This window comes from Natrinema sp. HArc-T2, assembly GCF_041821085.1.
GTDB lineage: Archaea > Halobacteriota > Halobacteria > Halobacteriales > Natrialbaceae > Natrinema.
Window position 1 is genome coordinate 185,341 of the sequence record NZ_JBGUAZ010000006.1, and the last position, 18,502, is coordinate 203,842.

Sequence of the window (18,502 nt, forward strand, 5' to 3'; positions counted from 1 at the left end):
TTGGGTGTCCCCGATGCTAACGTACGAACCAGACGAGACGGTCTCCCATCGGCTCGATCCCCGGTCCAAGCTGTTGATCCAGATCGGCTTTGCGGCTACTGCACTGGCACACACGACGCCGCGGGCGCTGGCCGTTCTCTCCGTCGTGACGGCGGGCATCTTGCTTGCGGCGCGGATCTCCATCCGCCGAACCCTCGTTGCCTACCGCTTTGCACTGGTCATCCTCGCGCTCGCACCGCTGATATCGGGGCTGACGCTCGGCGCGCCCTGGTTCGATCCGACCGACGCCGCCGCGTCGGGGCTGGCGAGCTACCGGGTGTTGCTCATCCTGTTCGTCAGTGCGGCCTACGTCCGGTCGACGCCGGTTCGGGACTCTCGAGCGGCGATCCAGCGGACGATTCCCGGCAAACCGGGCCAACTGCTTGGAATCGGCGTTGCACTGGTGTTCCGGTTTCTCCCCGTCTTGCAGGGCGATCTCCGAACGATTCGCGAGGCGATGGCAGCCCGACTGGGAACCGAGCGGAGCATCATAGACCGTGCGAGCACGGTCGCAGTCCTCGGGCTGACGCGGGCGTTCGACCGCGCGGATCGACTCTCGCTCGCGTTGCAGGCGCGGTGTTTCGCGTGGAATCCCACGCTGCCGGTACTCACGTTCTCGCGGCTTGACTATCCCGCGCTCGGGCTGGCCGTTGTCCTTGCCGTGTCCGCGTTCTATTAGCGCTCGAGGGACTGACAGTTCGACCGCGCTCTCCCTCGACGCGCTTATATCCAGGAGGTGTCGACACGACGGTAATGCCTGCGAGTGACATCCTCCGCGCCGTTCACGGCGCGGCTTCCCTGCATTGGAATACCGGCTAACTACCGGCAGTGGGTTCCGACCCGACCTCTCCGAGCGTCATCTGCTGTGGTTGGCTCTACTCGGAGGGGTCGTGGCGCTGTCACAGGCGCTCCCATCTCGTGAGATGTCATCACCCGCCGGTTTCAGCGGCAGGCTCTCACCCCACGGGTCGTGACGGTCAGCAATGTTGACCGCCGCGTTGATGTCTGCGTGGTACTCCGTGACCCAACATTCGTTATTCTGGCACCGGAACTCGTCGCCGGTTCGGTGACCGATGTGGCCGCACTCGTGACACGTCTGACTCGTATATTCCGGTCGCACGTATGCCATCGGAAGTCCGGCCTCCCGTGCTTTGTCCTCGATGCGCTGTTGGAGGCGGGCGAACGCCCATGCGTGAAGGCGTCGGTTCATCCACTCGCCGTAATCGAGGTCTTCGCGGATGTACGAGAGGTCCTCCAGCACGAGGACTGGCTTCTCGAATCGACAGGCGTATTCGACGGCACGTCGAGACGCCTTCTCGATGATGTCTGTGAGCGCGTTTTGATAATGGTCGAATCGTTCGCCAATCCGCCACTCTGCGGCGTCACGCTCTTGGAGCCGTTTCAGCGTCGTGAACATCTCTTTGCGAAGGTGGCGAGCGCGACCACCGTTGATGAGCAGTGGGTCAGTCGGAGTGCCCTGCTCGCAGGCACAGCCCGCGAGCAGGTGTGCTTCGCCAATGTCGAAGCCGACTAGTGTTACATCGTCGTCTGTCGGTTCGTAGTCGGGTTCTTCGACCGGGAACTCGATGGTGACGTGGAGCGTCCACGACGTGCGGTGGCGTTGCAGTTGGAGTTGTCCTGCCGAAGCGTCCCCGTGTACGAGATCGTGCCACAGATTTTCTTGGGCGGGATTGATACGGAGCGGTATCCAGAAATTCGTGCCGCGTCCGGATTGCGGTGCCCACCACGTGAACTCGTAGTCACGAGCCGCCGAGTGGTCGAACTCGGCGGCTTGGTTGGTAAGTCGAACCGGATGGTCGTCGTCCAACTCCTGTGCGTTGTAGGTGTCGTGAAGTTGCGGAACGTAGTTGCACAGTGCCGCTTTCGCCTGATATGGCAGGTCGTAGGGCGTCACCACGTCGCTGGTTGCACTCATCGTGTCACACCCGGCGTCGAACGCCTCGTGTAGCCCCTCACGGTAGGTTTCGAGCAGGTCACACAATTTCCGCTCCTTGTGTGCTGTCGGCGGGGCGAGCGTAGCTTCCAGCGTTTTCGTGGTTGTTGCGGTCATGCTACTGATCGTCCACGTAGTCCATCAGCACGTCAATGCTCACTTGGCCGGTCGTAGCGAGGAAGTACCCCGGTTGCCAGAAGGCATCTTCGAGCGTCTGTGTCACTTCGGGGAATTCCGTGCGAACTCGGCGGGACGTGACACCTTTGAGCGAGTTAATGAACCTCGTGAGGTCTGTGGTTGGTTTGGTCTGAAACAGGATGTGAACGTGGTCGGTACCGCCGTCCACGTTCTTGATGTCGGCCTCGAAGTCATCTGCAATACCGTGGGCGATTTCAGCGACACGCTCCAGCCGCTCATCCGTGAGAATATCGGCACGGTACTTCGTGACGGTCACGAAGTGATACTGGAGAGCGTACACTGTGTGCGACCCAGTTTGCAGATGATATTCCATTTGGCCTTGCCAGATTCAATACATCCAACTCAGATAATTCTTATGACGTTAGGTGTTCAGCGAGGAGAAACCGAGTGGTTCGTTGCACAGAGCTTACTCGATTCACTCCCGCCCTGTTCGCTCCTCGGTTCCGACTGAGCGTCGGAACACTCGTCACTCACGGGAAGGGCGGGATTCTCTCGCTGAATCAAGATAGTCCAACCGGCGCGCCAGAGTACGTCACCGACGGCGGTCGCGATGTCTCCCCGAAGGCCGTCACGGAGACCGACACCATTCGTGCCCACGTCGACGCAACCGACTACTGGGACGAGGAGGACGACTAAATGAGCACGCCACGTCGTCCACCGGCGACACCGAGCGATGCCGCAGGTGGCCGCCGTGAGCGCACTGAACTGTCGGTCATCACACCATCGGTCGCGCGTGAGGACGTCGACTCGAGCGGTCGCGTCGGTGCCGTCGCATACCCCTACCGTGTCTACGACGCGGTCGCGACAATCGAGCGGCCAGTGATCACGGACCGCGACATCGATTACGTTGTCACCGTCGATCGCGCACGTCGGCTGGCCGTGCGGGCTGACACGTTCCCGGAGACGCAGACGCGAACGGTCGACGACGTGCTCGTGATCCCATCAGAATTCTCCGACACACAGACCCACCAGAAAGCCGAGGACGCCGTATTCAAATGGACGCTCCGGAAGGTCGCGGTCGGCTCCGAACCGGACGTGACGTTCGCACGCTCAATCGACGCCCACAAACTCTTCTGGATCGCGTCCCGGCCAGACGGCGACGTGATCGTCGATAGCGTCCGCGGGACCGAGTCACCGCTGGCGGACTGACCGGGTCGCTTCGCCGCGACGCCTCTTTGCCGACCGTCTTCGTCGCTATCCTTTGATCTCGAGTGTTCATGGCCGATTTCCGACGGCACAGATTCGCTCACGTGTCCCGAATGAGCAGCTGCGATCCGTAATTCAGTATGCTCGTCCGGTGATGGCTCGAAGGCGAGTTTCTGTTCCTGATGGCTGATCACTGCGGCGACCCTCGTAAGCGCTCTCGAGCTCGCTGTTGATCGACTTTGTCGTTCATGCCAACCGACAGATTCTATATCGCGATTTGTGGTTTATCATTCCATCTGTCGTACTCCGATTTCAGCCCGTCGGTCGGTCCAAAACAAGCGCGTGCCGGATACAACAGCTAATTCGTCGTTACGAACACTACTAACGAGTCTGTGTCCTACGTTCTGTATGAGTGCTGGCCGAGTTACTCTCTATATCGCAACGAGTGTCGACGGATACATCGCCGACCTAGAAGGAGGCGTTGACTTGCTTGAAGAATTTCAATCGGAATCGGATGGCAACGAGGATGAAGAGGGCTTTCGGGAGTTTTTTGCGAGTATCGACTGTCTCGTGATGGGTGCGACGACGTATGAACAGGTACTCGGCTTCGGTGAATGGCCCTACGGCGACAAGCCGACGTATGTGTTCACACAGCGGGTCCTCTCTCCGGCGACCGAGGCGGTTGAGTTCGTTGATCGGGAGGTCGCAGAGCTGTCGACCGAACTCAAAAAGCAACATGACCACATTTGGCTGGTGGGCGGTGCACAGCTCGCGCAGACATTTCTGCGGGAGAGGCAGATTGATGCACTTCGACTGTCCCAGATTCCGGTTCTCCTTGGTGATGGGATATCGTTGTTTGCGGGTGAGTACGACCGACAGAAGTTACAGCTGATCGATATCAGTGTCCATGACAGCGGGATCTTGGAACAGCACTACGAGATACTGGGGATCAACAGCAGTCGCTAAGTATGTGAGAATCAGGAGACACTTTCAAGTACGAGGTATAGTACCGCTCGGAATAGCAAGAAGCCGGTGGAGGGATTTGAACCCTCGACCTAATCCTTACGAAGGATTCGCTCTGCCAGTCTGAGCTACACCGGCGCGATTGCATTCATTCGTAGGGCCGATACCAGCCATAAGGGTTGCGAATCGATCCAGTCGTGTGAACGGGTTCCGAGACATTGGCTGACAGATCATCGCTCGAGGCGCACGTCCAGACAGACGTTCAGCTCGTGGGGGGCATACGACCGGACGGTGTGGCGTGTCTCGACGGTCACGTCGTACTCGGGTTCGGCAGCCGCACGGATCGCACGTTCGCCCGGCCCGAACGGGTCGTCTTCGTGCTGGATGTCGTAGTAATGGAGGACACAATCGTCGCCGGCGAGCGTTACGGCTGCCTCAAGGAACTCGTCGGCGCTGTGAGGGAGGTTCATCACGATGCGGTCGGCCCAATCCTCGTACTCAGTGGCGACGTCGCGAACGTCGTCGTTGATCGCCATCACGCGATCTTCGACACCGTTTCGGCGGGCGTTCTCGCGCAGATACTCGATCGCGTCAGCGTTGATATCCACGCCGACACACTCCGCGCCGCGGTTCGCGAACGGGACGACGAAGGGGCCAACACCGGCGAACATATCGAACGCGTGCTCGCCTGCGGTAACTTGCTTGGCCACGCGATGGCGTTCGGTCGCGAGCCGCGGCGAGAAGTAGACTTCTGCCAGATCTAGCAGGAACTCACAGCCGTACTCGCGGTGGACGACCTCGGTGTCCTCGCCCGCGAGCAGCACCCAGTCGCGGACGCGCGTCTCGCCTTTGACTTTCGAGGCCTTGTTTAGCACCGTTTCGACTGGGAGATCGGACTCGAGGATGGCGTCCGCAATCTCGCGTGCTCGCTCGGGATCGTCCTCGTCGATGAGGGCGGCCTCGCCGAGCCGTTCGTAGGACGGTTCGAACGAGAGGAGATCGGCGGGCGTCGTCTGACTGTCGCGTTCGTCGACCGTTCGGGTGACGATCTCGCCGTCCTCGAGAACCGCCTGAACGGCGTCGGAGTCAGTGATCGGAATATAGAGCCAGCCGTCCTCGACGGAGATCTCGTAGTCGTCGTCGATCAGATCCGCGTCGGCGAGCGTCGTACGCGTCGCTTCGCCGGCTTCGCGCGCAACGCGGACGCACGGAACTTCCATACTCGGAGTGGCCGGCGAGCCGCCGTAACGCTGACGTTTCGCCCACACCCACCCACAGCATTACAGGTGAATCGCCTCGGGGTCAAGCCCCGAGGCTTCCCGTTTCTACGACGTGACTTGCAGACACGCGCTGGAAATCAGCGGTGTCCGTAGCGGTCACAGTCTCCACGGGCGTTGATTCGGGCCATCCCAGCCCTAGTTCAGAAAAGCCGCGTTGTAGGACGTTCATCGCCGCATTCGCGTCTCTGCCCGTCTCGAATCCGCACGACGGACAGGAGTGTTCCCTGACCCAGACGGGTTTCGCTGTTTCCACACCGCACGATGCACACTCTTTGGTAGTGCCTTGCGCTTCAACCTGCTTGACGTGACAGCCGTACAGGTCGGCCTTGTATTCGAGGAGTGTGATGAACTGTCTCCACGCCGCATCCTGCTTGTTACGAGCGCTCCCATCGCCCTGAAGCATCCCAGCCACGTTGAGGTCTTCCACGAACACGGCATCGTACTCGCGGACGAGCCACGTCGTGATCTTGTGCTGGTAGTCCAGCACCTTCCGACGAATGTGGCGCTTGACCTTGGCGGCCTTCTTTCGTTGTTTCTCGTAGTTGTTTGACCCCTTCTCCTTCCGTGAGAGTTTGCGTTGTTCGCGGCGGAGCCGGTCGTATTCGTCTTCAAGATTGAGCCATTCCACGGTCTTCCCATCGCTCGTGTGGATGTAGTTGAGGATTCCAAGGTCAACTCCGACGCTGTTGCTCGCATCGAGCGAGTTCACGTCGGGTTTCTCGGGAAGGTCAGTATCGTCGGTTTCCAACCCGAAGGAGACGAACCACTCGCCGGTCGTCTCTTTCTTGAATGTGACTTCCTTGATGGAAGCGCGGTCAGGAATCGGGCGATGGTAGCGGATTTTGACCCAGCCGATTTTGCTAAAGCGGACGGAAGCGAACCTGTCGCGGCCCCTCTTTTCATCGAGGTCGAAGCCGGACTGGTTGTACGTCACACTTCGGTAATCGCTGGGTGCTTGCCGTGTGAGCTGACCGACTTTGTGTCCCTTCTCTTTCTTCTTGCGGAGGTTCGAGAGGTTCCGATGGAATCGAGCGACGGTGGCTTGTGCGGCTTTCGAGTGCATTTCTCCGAACAGCGACCACTTGCGTTTCCATTCGGGGAGTTTGTTGTTCTGGCCGTACTCACTCGGCTTGTCATCTTCAGGACTGTTCTCGTAATCCCAGCGGACGTGGTTGTAGAGTTGGCGATGAACGTCGAGATGGTGTTCCAGCCCGTCCGCTACCTCTTGTGTCGGGTAGGCATGGTAGCGGTGACTGTGTTCCATCGCTGTCTCTTGATTAGTAATGTGTTCACTTAATGATTTGTATCACGAGTTGTCGGCTTCATCCCCGAGGTCAAGCCTCGAGGTATTCGCCTTGTCCGCTGATAAATTGGTACTCGCTATAGAAAATTCGAATTCGAGACTGATGCCCGTCGCTGGTTCCCTATCGCTTTCTTGTCTCGTGGAGCGATCTCGCTCGAGAGGGTGGATCTCGAAAGCGTATTCCGACCGCTACGACTACGAGCGGCTATGCTCACCTTCATTGGCCTCGGTCTCTACGACGAGCGCTCGATCACCGTCGAGGGGCGGGACGCCCTGCAGGCGGCCGACCGCGTCTACGCCGAGTTCTACACCAGCCAGCTGATCGGGACGACGATCGACGATCTCGAGTCCTCCCACGACATCGAGATCGACGTCCGGGACCGTGCTGGCGTCGAACAACACCCCGAAGACATGCTCGAGGCAGCCGAAGACGAGGATGTGGCCTTCCTGACGGCGGGCGATACGATGATCTCGACGACCCACGTCGATCTTCGACTGCGAGCCCACGAGCGCGGCATCGAGACGCGGGTTATCCACGGCGTCACGGCCCAGACGGCGACCAGCTCGCTGACCGGCCTTCAGAACTACCGGTTCGGAAAGGCGACGACCCTCCCGTTCCCCTACGCCCACGGGGCCGATGGTCTTCCTGCAAGCGTGACCGAGACGATCGACGAGAACCGCGCTGACGGCCTTCACACGGTCGTTTATCTGGATATCAAAGCTGAACGTGAGGAGTACATGACCGCCGATGTTGGTGCGGAACTGCTCGCCGAGGAATACCCCGACCTCGTTGGCGTCGTCGTCGCCCGTGCGGGCAGTCCGGAGCCGCTCGTCGAGGCCGGCACGATGACCGAACTGGCAAACAGGGAGTTCGGCGATCCGCTACATCTTCTCGTTATTCCTGGGGAGTGTCACCTGCTCGAGGCCGATGCGCTGGTCGAACTGGCTGGTGCCGATCGGGACACGCTCGATATCGTTTGAAGTAGCGGACAAACACCGGCTCGAGTCGACTCGCGACTACGGCTACGACTTTCCTGTGTATCGAAAATGACTGGTCCGGCTGTGCTGTTGCTGTGAATCGGCCAGCGGAGCTACAGGCGGTCGATGACCGCGGCGGTCACGTCTTCGGTCGACGCGTCCCCACCCAGGTCGGGCGTGCGCGGCCCCTCGGCGAGCGTGGCTTCGACGGCCTCGTTGACGGCGTCGCTCTCTTCTTCGTAGCCGAGGTACTCGAGCATCATCGCGGCAGAGATGATCTTTGCAGCCGGGTTCGCGACGCTCTCGCCGGCGATGTCGGGTGCGGTCCCGTGGACCGGCTCGAACAGGGCGCGCTCGGGGCCGATGTTGGCCGAGGGGAGCAGGCCGAGACCGCCGACGAGACCAGCAGCGAGGTCCGAGAGCACGTCGCCCGCGAGATTCGGGCAGACGACGACGTCAAACTGGTCGGGGTCGAGACAGACCCTCGTCGCGAAGGCGTCCATCAGCACTTCGTCGGTCTCGATGCCCTGCTCGTCAGCGACCGACTTGACGGTATCACGGAAGAGTCCGTCCGTCTCACGCATGACGTTGGCCTTGTGGACGATCGTGAAGCTGTCGTGCTTGTCGCTGTCGGCGACGAAGTCACAGGCGAACTCGGCGAGCCGTTCGGAGGCCGACTCCGTGACGACGCGGGTGAGCGTCGAGACGTCGTCGGTCAGTCGGTCCTCGTGGCCCGAATAGACGCCCTCGGTGTTCTCTCGGAGGAAGAGCAGATCCGTTTCGGGACGAACAGCGTCGATCCCCGGGTACGCCTTCGCGGGCCGGACGTTGACGAACGAGTCGACTGCCTCGCGCAGCGGCAGGATGACGTCCGCGGCCGTCTCGCCGGCTGCGCCGAACAGCGTCGCGTCGGCCGACGCCGCGAGGTCGTAGGTCTCCGCGGGCAGTGCCTGGCCGGTCTCTTCTTTGACCGCGTCGCCGGCTTCCGCTTCGATGAACTCGAAGTCGATGTCGAGCGTCTCGAGAACGTCGACTGCAGCGGGTGTTACTTCTTGTCCGATTCCGTCGCCCGGAATCACGGCGATTTCGTGAGTCATGGACAACCATCGTCGCGGGGCCGAAAAGAGGGTATCGATTGCCGGACAGGTCGTCGCTTAGGGACTCCCGATACCAATGCTGATCCCGACTGCGTTGGCGATCGCACGCCGCTTGAGCACCACAAACCCGACGACAACGAGTCCGAACCCGGCGACCGTCACCGTACTGATCGACTCCTCGAGGAACACGACGCCCGCAATCGTCGCGACGATCGGAACGGCGTAGCCGACCAGTGCCGCCTCGAACGCGCCGTGTTCCTCGAGAATCCGGAAGTAGATCAGGAAGGCAATGGCGGTTGCGAAGACGCCGAGATAGACGAGGGCGCCGACTGCGGTGGGGACGACGAGCGATGGCGATGGAAACTCTCCAGCGGCGAGACTGGCAGCGTGCAAGACGATGCTGCCGATGGCCATCGACCAGCCGACAAGTGCTCCACGCTCGATCGTCGGGCCGGCGCGCTGGATCAAGACTCCGCCGAGCGCGATACTGCATACCTGTCCGACGACGAGCAGCCGACCGAGGGTGTCGCCGGCCAGCAGATTGCTTGGATCGGGCTGGATGACAAGCGCGACGCCGAAAAAGCCGATCGCGGCCCCAACGGCACCGAGCGGTGAGAGTCGCTCACCGAGCAGCATCACCGCCCACAACGCGGTGATGATGGGGACCAGTCCCTGGATGATCGCGGCGACGCCGCTCGGGACGGTCTGCTGGGCCAGAAAGAGTAAGCCGTTGCCGCCGATCAGAAAGACACCGCCGCCAGCGACGGCTGCCAGATCGTTCCGGCGAGTCGGCACCCAGCCATCGACTTGAGTGGCAGCGTAGGCTAGGAGCAAGACCGCTGCGATGTCGTATCGAACGGCTGCGAACAGCAGCGGCGGGAGGTGCTCGAGGCCGATCGAAATCGCCGGAAACGAAAGCCCCCAGAGAACGGCGAGGAACACGAAAAGCGGCACGTCGAGGGAGCGAGACATAGTGGTTAGTCCGGGCTGTCGTCCGAAGTATCCCGCGATTTCGAGTTCGTGAGGCGTTCGTGATCACAAGCGGAGAGTAGCGACTCGAGACACGAGGGTTGACTCGAGTCAGAACGAACGGAAAACGGAGCGACCGACCGAAACCGCGCCTTACTCTGCTTCGGGGATCGCTTCGTCGTCGACGTAGGGCAGTTCCGTCGCCTTCTTGCGGACTGCGTCGGCGTTGGACTTCATCAGCGCCGTCGTGTCCCAGACGCCGTCGACCAAGGCCTTGCGCTGGGCCTCGTCGACGGTGACGTCGATCGTGGTGTCGCCGTAGGTCACTTCCTCGGCTTCGACGTCGATCTCGATCTCGCCGTCGGGGTTTGCGTCGACCCAGTCCTGCAGTTCCTGGATCGTCTCGCTGTCCGCCGTGACGGTCGGAATGCCGAGCGCCAGACAGTTACCCGCGAAAATCTCGGCGAAGCTCTCGCCGATGATCGCGTCGATACCCCAGCGCATCAGCGCCTGGGGAGCGTGCTCGCGCGATGAGCCACAGCCGAAGTTACTGTTGACGACCATCACCGACGAGTCCTGGAACCGGTCCTCGTTCATCGGGTGGTCCTTCTGGTTGTCGTCGTCGTCGAACCGCAGGTCGAAGAACGCGAACTCGCCCAGTCCGTCGAAGGTGACGACCTTCATGAACCGCGCGGGGATGATCTGGTCGGTGTCGATGTCGTTTCCGCGGATCGGGACGCCCGAACCAGCGACGTAATCGACTTCCGGAATTTCGACGTCGTCGCTCATGCCAGATTCACCTCCTTCAGATCGCGCACGTCAGAGACCTCCCCGGTGACCGCCGCCGCGGCGACCATCTGCGGGTTCATCAGGACGGTCCGTCCGTCCTTGCTGCCCTGCCGACCGACGAAGTTCCGGTTCGAGGAGGAGGCGCTTGCCTCGTCGCCCTCGAGTTGGTCTTCGTTCATGCCGAGACACATCGAACAGCCGGCGTTGCGCCACTCGAAGCCGGCTTCCTCGAACGTGTCCTTGAGGCCTTCCTCCTCGGCGGCGCGCTGAACGCGCTGGCTGCCGGGAACGACCATTGCACGGACGTCGTCGTCGACCTGCCGTCCTTCGACGATCTCGGCGGCACGTCGCAGGTCAGGTAGGCGCGCGTTCGTACAGGAGCCGAGGAAGGCGACGTCGATATTGTAGCCTTCCATCGTCTCGCCGGGCTCGACACGCATGTGTTCCTGGGCGCGTCGGGCCGTGTCCTGTTTCTCCTCGGGCAGGTCCTCGGGTGCCGGGATCGGCTCGGTGACGCCGACGCCCTGCCCGGGCGTGGTGCCCCAGGTGACGACCGGCTCGAACTCGCTCGCGTCGATGTGAACGACGTCGTCGTACTCGGCGTCCTCGTCGGATGCGATCGACTCCCAGTAGGGTTTGAGCTCGTCGAACTTCTCGGGGTTCTCCTGGAAGTAGTCGGTCTCTGCGAGCCACTCGTAGGTGGTCTCGTCGGGGTTGACGTAGCCCGCACGAGCACCGCCCTCGATGGACATGTTACAGATCGACATCCGCCCTTCCATGTTGAGGTTCTCGATGGCTTCGCCGGCGTACTCGTAGACGTAGCCGACGCCGCCTTCCGTTCCGAGTCGGCGGATGATCTCGAGGATGATGTCTTTAGCTTCGACACCCTCACCGAGTTCACCGTCGACCTGGATCTTACGGACCTTCTGTTTCTCCATGGCGACGGTGCCCGTCGCGAGCACGTCGCGGATCTGGGAGGTCCCGATCCCAAAGGCGAGTGCGCCGAACGCACCGTGCGTACTGGTGTGGGAGTCCCCACAGACGATCGTCTTGCCGGGCTGGGTGAGTCCCTGCTCTGGGCCGATGACGTGGACGATCCCCTGATCGCCCGTCGTCGGGTCCGAGAACTCGATGCCCGCCTCGCGGACGTTCTCCTCGAGTTCGGACATCATCTCTTCAGCCGCGTCCTCTTCGTAGGGACGGGACTGGTCGGCTGTCGGGACGATGTGGTCGACCGTCGCGTGGGTCAGCTTCGGATAGGCGACCTCGAGATCTCGTTCGCGAAGCATCCCGAACGCCTGCGGGCTCGTAACCTCGTGGATGAGGTGGAGGCCGATGAACAGCTGATCCTGTCCGGTCGGCAGCGTGGTAACTTTGTGTCGATCCCAAACCTTGTCGTACAGTGTTCCCTCGCTCATTCCTCGTCCTCTACGACCGTCTCACGGTCGACGCGCTCGCCGTGTTCGGTCCCGCGCTCGAAGACGCGGTTCGCGTCGTCGGCCTCTTTCGGCGGCGTGTGGTCGACGTCGCGCATCGTCTGTTTCCTGTCGGTACGCTCGTTTCCGTTGGCCTCTGCCTCGCCCCCGTCGGCGGCGACGATCGGCCCGCGGTTGAACAGCCGGCCAGCCGTCTCCCCGGTGTAGGGGTTCGTGTGGCTGACGTCGGCCATCGTGTCTGTCGTGTTCTCGGTGTCGTTCATGGGTGGTCGTGCTCGTACTCGTACTCGTTAGTCGTCGGCCTGCACCTGGACGGACTCGTCTTCCGCCTCTTCGTCTTCTTCGGCCCAGGCGAACAGGTCGCGCAGTCGTTCGCCGACGTCTTCGATCTCGTGGTTCTGTTCTGCGTTGCGCAGCTGGCTGTAGCTCGGACGGCCAGCCTGGTTCTCGACGATCCACTCGCGCGTGAACTCGCCGTTTTGAATCTCTTCGAGGATCTCGTCCATGTTCTCACGGACGGACTCGTCGACGACGCGGTCGCCACGGGTGAGACCGCCGTACTCGGCGGTGTCGGAGACGGAGTTCCACATTTCCATGTTGCCGCCTTCGTACATCAGATCGACGATCAGCTTGAGCTCGTTGAGACACTCGAAGTAAGCGATCTCGGGCGAGTAACCCGCGTCGACCAGCGTCTCGTAGCCGTGTTTGACCAGCGAGGTGACGCCGCCACAGAGGACGGCCTGCTCGCCGAAGAGGTCGGATTCGACCTCTTCCTGGAAGGTCGTCTCGATGACGCCGGCGCGGGTACAGCCGATTCCCTTCGCGTACGCGAGGGCGCGCTCCTCTGCGTCGCCCGTGGTGTCCTGGTAAATCGCCATCAGGCCGGGCGTCCCTTCGTCGTTCTCGTAGTTGCGGCGGACGAGGTGACCCGGGCTCTTGGGCGCGACCATCGTCACGTCGACGTCTTCCGGCGGCTCGATCTGGTTGTAGTGGATGTTCAGCCCGTGGGCGAACTGGAGCGTGTCACCGGCCTCGAGGTTGGGCGCGATGGCGTTCTCATAGACCGACGCCTGGACGGTGTCGGGTACGAGCACGGAGACGTAGGAGGCCTGTGCGACCGCGTCGGCGGGCGCTTCGACGGTGAGCCCGTCGGCCTCGGCGGCGGATCGCGAGGAGGAATCCTCGCGCAGGCCGACGACTACGTCGACCCCGCTCTCGTGGAGGTTCAGCGCGTGGGCGTGACCCTGGCTGCCGTAGCCCAGTACGGCCACGGTCTCGTCGTCGAGCGTCGATACGTCTGCGTCGTCGTCGTAATAAATGTCGGTGGTGAAGTCGTCAGTCATCGTCTGCTGGTTGGGTCGCGTCGCTATAGTTCGCCTCGTCGGCGGGCTGTGCTGTCAGGTCGGCTCCAGCGGTCTGGTCGGTGCCACGGGCCATCGCCGTCAGCCCCGTTCGGGAGATTTCTCGGATGCCGAACTGGCTGAAGGTCTCGACGGCAGCCTCGATCTTCTGGCGCGAGCCAGTGATCTCGAAGGTCGCCGTCTCCGGACTCGAGTCGACCGCCGTCGCGTCGTACATATCTGCAACAGCGCTGACCGACGCCGGATCCGCGGCGTCGACTTTCACGAGCGCCAGTTCGCGGCGCATCGCGTCGGGCTCGAGTTCGCGCACGGAGATGACCGGCACGAGCTTTCGCAGCTGTTTTTCGACCTGGTCGATCCCCGGGTCGGGTTCCTCAACGACGATCGTGATGCGTGCGCGATCCTCGTCTTCGGTGGGGCCGACGGTCAGGCTCTCGATGTTGAACTGCCGTCTCGAGAACAGTCCCGAGACGTCCGAGAGCACGCCGGGTTCGTGTGCGACCAGCGCCGAGATGACGGTGCGCCGGGGCTCGTGGGTCGCCTCGACTTCGGGGTCGATGCGAATGCCCTGTTTGTTGCGCCGTCCTGCAGGTGTCGGTCGCTCTTCAGGTGCTGGGCCTTCTAATCCGCGTTTCATAGCTGGTCCTCCGTCAGTGCGAACTGACCGTTGTCGCCGCCGCTTGGCACCATCGGGTAGACGTTGGCGTCGGGATCGATGTGGACGTCGATCACCGAGGGGCCGTCGTAGGCGAGTGCCTCTTCGATGGTGTCGGCGACATCGTCGTAGTCGTCGATTCGGAAGCCACAGGCGCCGAAGGCTTCGGCGAGCTTGTCGAACTCGGGCATCCAGTTGTAGTCCGAAGCGGCGTGACGACCCTCGAAGAAGGCGTCCTGCCACTGGCGGACCATGCCGATGTACTCGTTGTTGAGCACGGCGACTGTAATGTCCAGGTTCTCGCGGACGGCCACGGACAGTCCCTGCAGCGTCATCAGGAACGAGCCGTCGCCGTCGACACAGACGACCTCCTGGTCGTCGTCAGCTGCCAGTCGCGCGCCGATGGCGGCTGGCAGGCCATAGCCCATCGTCCCGAGACCGTGACTCGAGACCCAGGTTCGCGGTTCGGTGTACGTCCAGTACTGGGCGGCCCACATCTGGTGTTGGCCGACGCCGGTGGTGACGATCGCCTGATCGCTCGTGGCCTCGTCTAAGGCTTCGACGACGAACTCCGGTTGGACCGGTGCGTCTTCGGGTGCCTCGTAGGCCATCGAGTAGTCGGATTTCCACTGCTGGCACTGCGCGCGCCACTTCTTGGCTGCCGGCGACTCGTCGACCGCGTCGGCGAGTTGCTCGACGACGGTTTCGGCGTCGCCGACCAGTGGGTAGTCCGCGTGGATGTTCTTCGAGATCTCGGCGGGGTCGATGTCGACATGGATGACCTCCGCGTCGGGTGCGAAAGTCTCGATGCCGCCAGTCAGGCGGTCGTCGAAGCGGGTCCCGATCCCGATCAGCGTATCACAGTGGGTGATCGCCATGTTGGCGTAGCCGGTGCCGTGCATGCCCGCCATCTCGAGGGACAGTTCGTGGTCTTCGGGGAACGCGCCGATGCCGGGCATCGTGGTGATGACCGGAATCTCGTGTTCGACGGCGAACTCGCGACAGGCCTCGCTGGCTTCGCCTTTGATGACGCCGCCGCCGAGCAGCATGACGGGACGAGACGCGTTCTCGATCCGATCGGCTGCGGCCGCGACGATTTCGGGGTCGGCCTGTTCCTGCACGTGGTAGGTGTCGGGCGTCTTCGGTTCGTCGGGCTCGCGGTCGGTCTCGCCGTTGGTGACGTCTTTCGGGAGGTCGACCAGGGTCGGTCCCGGTCGGCCCTCACTGGCGAGTGCAAACGCCTCGCTAACGTCGCTACCGACGCGATCCGAGTCACTCGCGAAGGTGTTGTCCTTCGTGATCGGCGTCGTGACGCCGGTAGTGTCGGTCTCCTGGAACGCGTCGTTGCCAACGAAATCCGTCGAGACCTGCCCTGTCAGTGCAAGCAGCGGGTCCGAGTCCATGTCGGCGTCGGCGATGCCGGTCACGAGGTTCGTCGCGCCCGGCCCCGACGTCGCGAGACAGACGCCCGGCTCGCCCGAGACGATGCCGTAGGCGTCGGCCGCGTGGGCTGCGCCCTGTTCGTGGGCCATCGTCACGTGACGAATGTCCGAGTCGTAGAGGGCGTCGTAGACGGGCATGATCGCCCCGCCCTGGACGCCAAAGGCGTACTCGACGCCCGCGTTCTCGAGTGCACGGACGACTGACTCGGCACCCGTCGTGACGGGGTCGGTCGTCTCCTCGGACGCGGCATCGGTTGCCGTGGTGTCCGCAGTCGCTGCATCCGGTGTGGCGCTGTCGGTGATCTGGTCGTCGTCCTGTTCGTCCTCGGCTGGTGTGACCTTTGCTGCGCGTTCGCTCATCGATTACCTCCCGCCGGTGTGCGGCGATCGGGTGGTGTACGGTAGTGTGTCATCTGGTGGATTGCTGATCGCTCGGAGAACGATGCGGATGCCGGTCCGGAGCTGCGAGGTACTGAAGATGGGGCTAGAACGCCCCTACAATACGAATCGGAGCGAGCGCGCTGGTGTCGACTGTGCGAACACGAGCCGACAGGGAAGCGCGAACCGTCATTACTGGTTACGTAGCTCTCTCGAGGGTGATAATCCTTACGAGTCGCATCAGTTAGCTGGACCGAACGCGATAGCCGGGGCTCGCGGCTGGTGGCAAACGGGGAGGACATCCCTCAGACGCGCACCTCCTCTTCCTCGGACTGGCGTTCGACGCCAGCCTCCTTGGCGAAGCGCTCCAAGACGTCGACCGTGACGCGGCGCTTCTCGGCCCCGTAATCTTTGACGCGGCGGGTGACTGCGCGTACCTGCTCGTCGGTGGGATCGAAGCCACACTCGACGAGTCGTTCGCGAACCGAGTGGGTCCCGGTGTGTTTCCCCATGACCAGCTTGCGCTCGGCACCGATCATTTCGGGGGTCATCACGCCGGGTTCGAAGGTGTCGGAGTTTTCGATGACGCCGGCAGCGTGGATACCGCTTTCGTGGGAGAAGGCGTTGTCGCCGACGACGGGCTTGTTGCCCGGCGTCCCCATGCCGCTTTTCTCCTCGACGACTTCGGAGAGTTCGGTGATGCGCGTCGTGTCGATCCCCGTATCGGTCTGGTAGAGCGACTCGACGGCCATCACGTACTCCTCGTAGGCGGCGTTACCGGCGCGTTCGCCGATGGAATTGACTGACACCTGGGCCTGGTCTGCGCCCGCTTCGATGCCGGCCAAGGCGTTCGCGGTGGCCAGCCCGAAGTCGTCGTGGGCGTGGACGTCGATCCGGGCGTCGGTGTGGGCCAGAACCTTCTCGATCATGGCCTTGAATCGGGTCGGTGTAGCGACGCCGGTGGTGTCGGGAATGTTGATCCAGTCGGTTCCAGCCTCGGTGACCGCCTCGATGACCTCGATCAGGAACTGTTCGTCGGTTCGCGTCGCATCCATCGGCGAGAACATGCAGGTTGCGCCCGCCTCGGTGATGCGTTCGACCGACTCGACTGCGCGTTCTACGACCTCCTCACGGGTGGCGTGCATCGAATCCTCGATCTGGACGTCGCTGGTGGACACGAACGTGTGCACCATCTCGACGCCGGAATCGAGCGCCGCTTCGATGTCCTTGTCGACGACGCGGGCTAAGCCACAGGTCGTCGAACTGGTTGCCGAAGCGATGTCACGAACGGCCTCGAACTCGGCGTCCGAGTTGACGGGGAATCCGGCCTCGATGACGTGGGTTCCCATCTCGTCCAAGATGGACGCGATCTGCCGTTTATCGTCGTAAGAGAACGAAGTGCCGGGCGACTGCTCGCCGTCCCGGAGGGTCGTATCGAAGACACGTGCTGACTCTATTTCGTCAGTGGAATCTAACGTGCCCTGGAAGAACTCGACCCCCCTGACTGTTGTCAGAGGATGGGCTGTCTTGTGAAGACATTGTATCTGAATCCCAGGTGCGACGACATATATAAAACTACCGCTGTCACCGACGGTGATCGACGATCGATACCATCACAATCGTTTATTGAGTTCCGAAAACCGCACGACAGCGTCGACCTATTATTCGACCATATCACCTAATACTGTATAGCGCGAGCCCACCAACCGGAGCACTTCTCGAGCAATGGCCACGAACTCTTCCCCGTTTGGCCCGATCGAACTCGCTCGAGCGCTCGCGCGCGCTCGCTGATGGACGTTCGGTCGGAATCGGCTGGCGGGGAACGCCAGTACTGTGACGATCGCCTCATCTCGATCGATTGCAGCCACGAACGTCCATCACGTGACCGCGATTGCTGGCGTTACCCTTCTTATGCCTGGACGTGATAGAAGTGGCCGCATGACAACCGACGAGATCACCGACCTGCTGACGAAGGCGTATATCGACGAGCTCGAGACCGTAATGAACTACCGGACGAACGCGATCGTCCTCGACGGGATCCACGCCGAGGAAGTCAAAGAGAGCCTCGAGGCGGATATCCAAGAGGAACTCGACCACGCGCGGATCCTCGGCGAGCGCCTGAAACAGCTCGACGAGTCCCCGCCGGGCTCGGAGGCGTTCGAGGCCAACCAGCACAGCCTCCAGCCGCCCGAAGACACGACTGACGTCCAGTCAGTCATCGAGGGCGTCCTCGAGGCCGAGGAGGCCGCTATCGAGCTTTATGGATCGCTGATCGAGGCGGCCGACGACGCGAACGATCCCGTCACCGAAGACGTGGCGGTGACGATCCTCGCCGACGAGGAAGCCCACCGCACCGAGTTCCGCGGGTTCCAGAAAGAGTTCCCGATGAATTGAGACGGTCTGCTGTCACGATGTGCCAGCGGAACCGCGACCACCCTGCGGTCCCAGGCACTGACTGACAGGAGTCCGTCTGAGCATCCGCGAACGAGCAAAGCGAGTGAGCGTCGCGTAACA

At 62.1% G+C, this 18,502-nt stretch carries 18 protein-coding genes, 1 tRNA gene and 1 pseudogene; 6 read left to right on the top strand and 14 right to left on the bottom strand.

Going from position 1 to position 18,502, the window contains the following annotated elements:
- The first annotated feature begins 13 nt into the window (after positions 1-13).
- Complete coding sequence (locus ACERI1_RS15290) at positions 14-718, top strand: energy-coupling factor transporter transmembrane protein EcfT (RefSeq protein WP_373619288.1); 705 nt, start codon at positions 14-16, stop codon at positions 716-718.
- A 136-nt stretch (positions 719-854) separates the two neighbouring features.
- On the opposite strand, the pseudogene ACERI1_RS15295 reads toward ACERI1_RS15290, so the two are convergent.
- A pseudogene (locus tag ACERI1_RS15295) lies at positions 855-2,110 on the bottom strand (RNA-guided endonuclease TnpB family protein).
- Position 2,111: 1 nt separating this feature from the next.
- Positions 2,112-2,504 carry an IS200/IS605 family transposase gene (gene tnpA / locus ACERI1_RS15300; RefSeq protein WP_373619290.1) on the bottom strand — a complete coding sequence of 131 codons (393 nt, stop codon included), beginning with the start codon at positions 2,502-2,504 and terminating at the stop codon, positions 2,112-2,114.
- 74 nt (positions 2,505-2,578) lie between these two features.
- Between tnpA and ACERI1_RS15305 the strand changes: the two genes are divergently transcribed.
- The 3 genes from ACERI1_RS15305 (at position 2,579) to ACERI1_RS15315 (ending at position 4,303) form a co-directional block, all read left to right on the top strand.
- Positions 2,579-2,827, top strand: a complete 249-nt coding sequence (locus ACERI1_RS15305) for a hypothetical protein (RefSeq protein WP_373619373.1) — start codon at positions 2,579-2,581, stop codon at positions 2,825-2,827.
- Entirely contained in the window at positions 2,828-3,340 is a 513-nt protein-coding gene (locus ACERI1_RS15310; protein WP_373619292.1) for a hypothetical protein, read from the top strand.
- 405 nt (positions 3,341-3,745) lie between these two features.
- Complete coding sequence (locus tag ACERI1_RS15315) at positions 3,746-4,303, top strand: dihydrofolate reductase family protein (RefSeq protein WP_373619293.1); 558 nt, start codon at positions 3,746-3,748, stop codon at positions 4,301-4,303.
- A gap of 61 nt (positions 4,304-4,364) precedes the next feature.
- Here ACERI1_RS15315 and ACERI1_RS15320 read toward each other — a convergent pair.
- From ACERI1_RS15320 to ACERI1_RS15330, 3 genes are all read right to left on the bottom strand, one after another.
- Positions 4,365-4,438, bottom strand: a tRNA-Thr gene (locus tag ACERI1_RS15320).
- A 92-nt stretch (positions 4,439-4,530) separates the two neighbouring features.
- On the bottom strand, positions 4,531-5,520 hold the full coding sequence (locus ACERI1_RS15325; protein WP_373619295.1) for a class I SAM-dependent methyltransferase family protein: 990 nt from the start codon (positions 5,518-5,520) through the stop codon (positions 4,531-4,533).
- 82 nt (positions 5,521-5,602) lie between these two features.
- Complete coding sequence (locus ACERI1_RS15330; protein ID WP_373619296.1) at positions 5,603-6,844, bottom strand: RNA-guided endonuclease InsQ/TnpB family protein; 1,242 nt, start codon at positions 6,842-6,844, stop codon at positions 5,603-5,605.
- A gap of 246 nt (positions 6,845-7,090) precedes the next feature.
- On the opposite strand from ACERI1_RS15330, the gene dph5 reads away from it, so the two are divergent.
- Complete coding sequence (dph5, locus tag ACERI1_RS15335) at positions 7,091-7,864, top strand: diphthine synthase (RefSeq protein ID WP_373619297.1); 774 nt, start codon at positions 7,091-7,093, stop codon at positions 7,862-7,864.
- Positions 7,865-7,974: 110 nt separating this feature from the next.
- Here dph5 and ACERI1_RS15340 read toward each other — a convergent pair whose 3' ends face one another.
- From ACERI1_RS15340 to ACERI1_RS15380, 9 genes are all read right to left on the bottom strand, one after another.
- On the bottom strand, positions 7,975-8,958 hold the full coding sequence (locus ACERI1_RS15340; RefSeq protein WP_373619298.1) for an isocitrate/isopropylmalate dehydrogenase family protein: 984 nt from the start codon (positions 8,956-8,958) through the stop codon (positions 7,975-7,977).
- Positions 8,959-9,015: 57 nt separating this feature from the next.
- Positions 9,016-9,930 carry a DMT family transporter gene (locus tag ACERI1_RS15345; RefSeq protein WP_373619300.1) on the bottom strand — a complete coding sequence of 305 codons (915 nt, stop codon included), beginning with the start codon at positions 9,928-9,930 and terminating at the stop codon, positions 9,016-9,018.
- Between the two features lie 150 nt (positions 9,931-10,080).
- Complete coding sequence (gene leuD, locus ACERI1_RS15350) at positions 10,081-10,716, bottom strand: 3-isopropylmalate dehydratase small subunit (protein ID WP_373619302.1); 636 nt, start codon at positions 10,714-10,716, stop codon at positions 10,081-10,083.
- Positions 10,713-12,134 (bottom strand): 3-isopropylmalate dehydratase large subunit, encoded by a 1,422-nt coding sequence (leuC, locus tag ACERI1_RS15355; protein WP_373619304.1) that lies wholly within the window; start codon positions 12,132-12,134, stop codon positions 10,713-10,715. The genes leuD and leuC overlap by 4 nt, the downstream gene beginning before the upstream one ends.
- Entirely contained in the window at positions 12,131-12,415 is a 285-nt protein-coding gene (locus tag ACERI1_RS15360; RefSeq protein WP_373619305.1) for a hypothetical protein, read from the bottom strand. Before ACERI1_RS15360 ends, leuC begins: the two co-directional genes overlap by 4 nt.
- Positions 12,416-12,442: 27 nt before the next feature.
- Positions 12,443-13,495, bottom strand: a complete 1,053-nt coding sequence (ilvC, locus tag ACERI1_RS15365) for a ketol-acid reductoisomerase (protein ID WP_373619306.1) — start codon at positions 13,493-13,495, stop codon at positions 12,443-12,445.
- On the bottom strand, positions 13,488-14,150 hold the full coding sequence (gene ilvN, locus ACERI1_RS15370) for an acetolactate synthase small subunit (RefSeq protein WP_373619308.1): 663 nt from the start codon (positions 14,148-14,150) through the stop codon (positions 13,488-13,490). Before ilvN ends, ilvC begins: the two co-directional genes overlap by 8 nt.
- Positions 14,147-15,970, bottom strand: a complete 1,824-nt coding sequence (ilvB, locus tag ACERI1_RS15375) for a biosynthetic-type acetolactate synthase large subunit (protein ID WP_373619310.1) — start codon at positions 15,968-15,970, stop codon at positions 14,147-14,149. The genes ilvN and ilvB overlap by 4 nt, the downstream gene beginning before the upstream one ends.
- A 323-nt stretch (positions 15,971-16,293) precedes the next feature.
- Complete coding sequence (locus ACERI1_RS15380) at positions 16,294-17,502, bottom strand: LeuA family protein (RefSeq protein WP_373619371.1); 1,209 nt, start codon at positions 17,500-17,502, stop codon at positions 16,294-16,296.
- Between the two features lie 424 nt (positions 17,503-17,926).
- Here ACERI1_RS15380 and ACERI1_RS15385 point away from each other — a divergent pair, with 424 nt between their 5' ends.
- Positions 17,927-18,382, top strand: coding sequence for a ferritin-like domain-containing protein (locus ACERI1_RS15385; protein WP_373619312.1), 456 nt, complete (start codon positions 17,927-17,929; stop codon positions 18,380-18,382).
- Positions 18,383-18,502 lie beyond the last annotated feature (120 nt).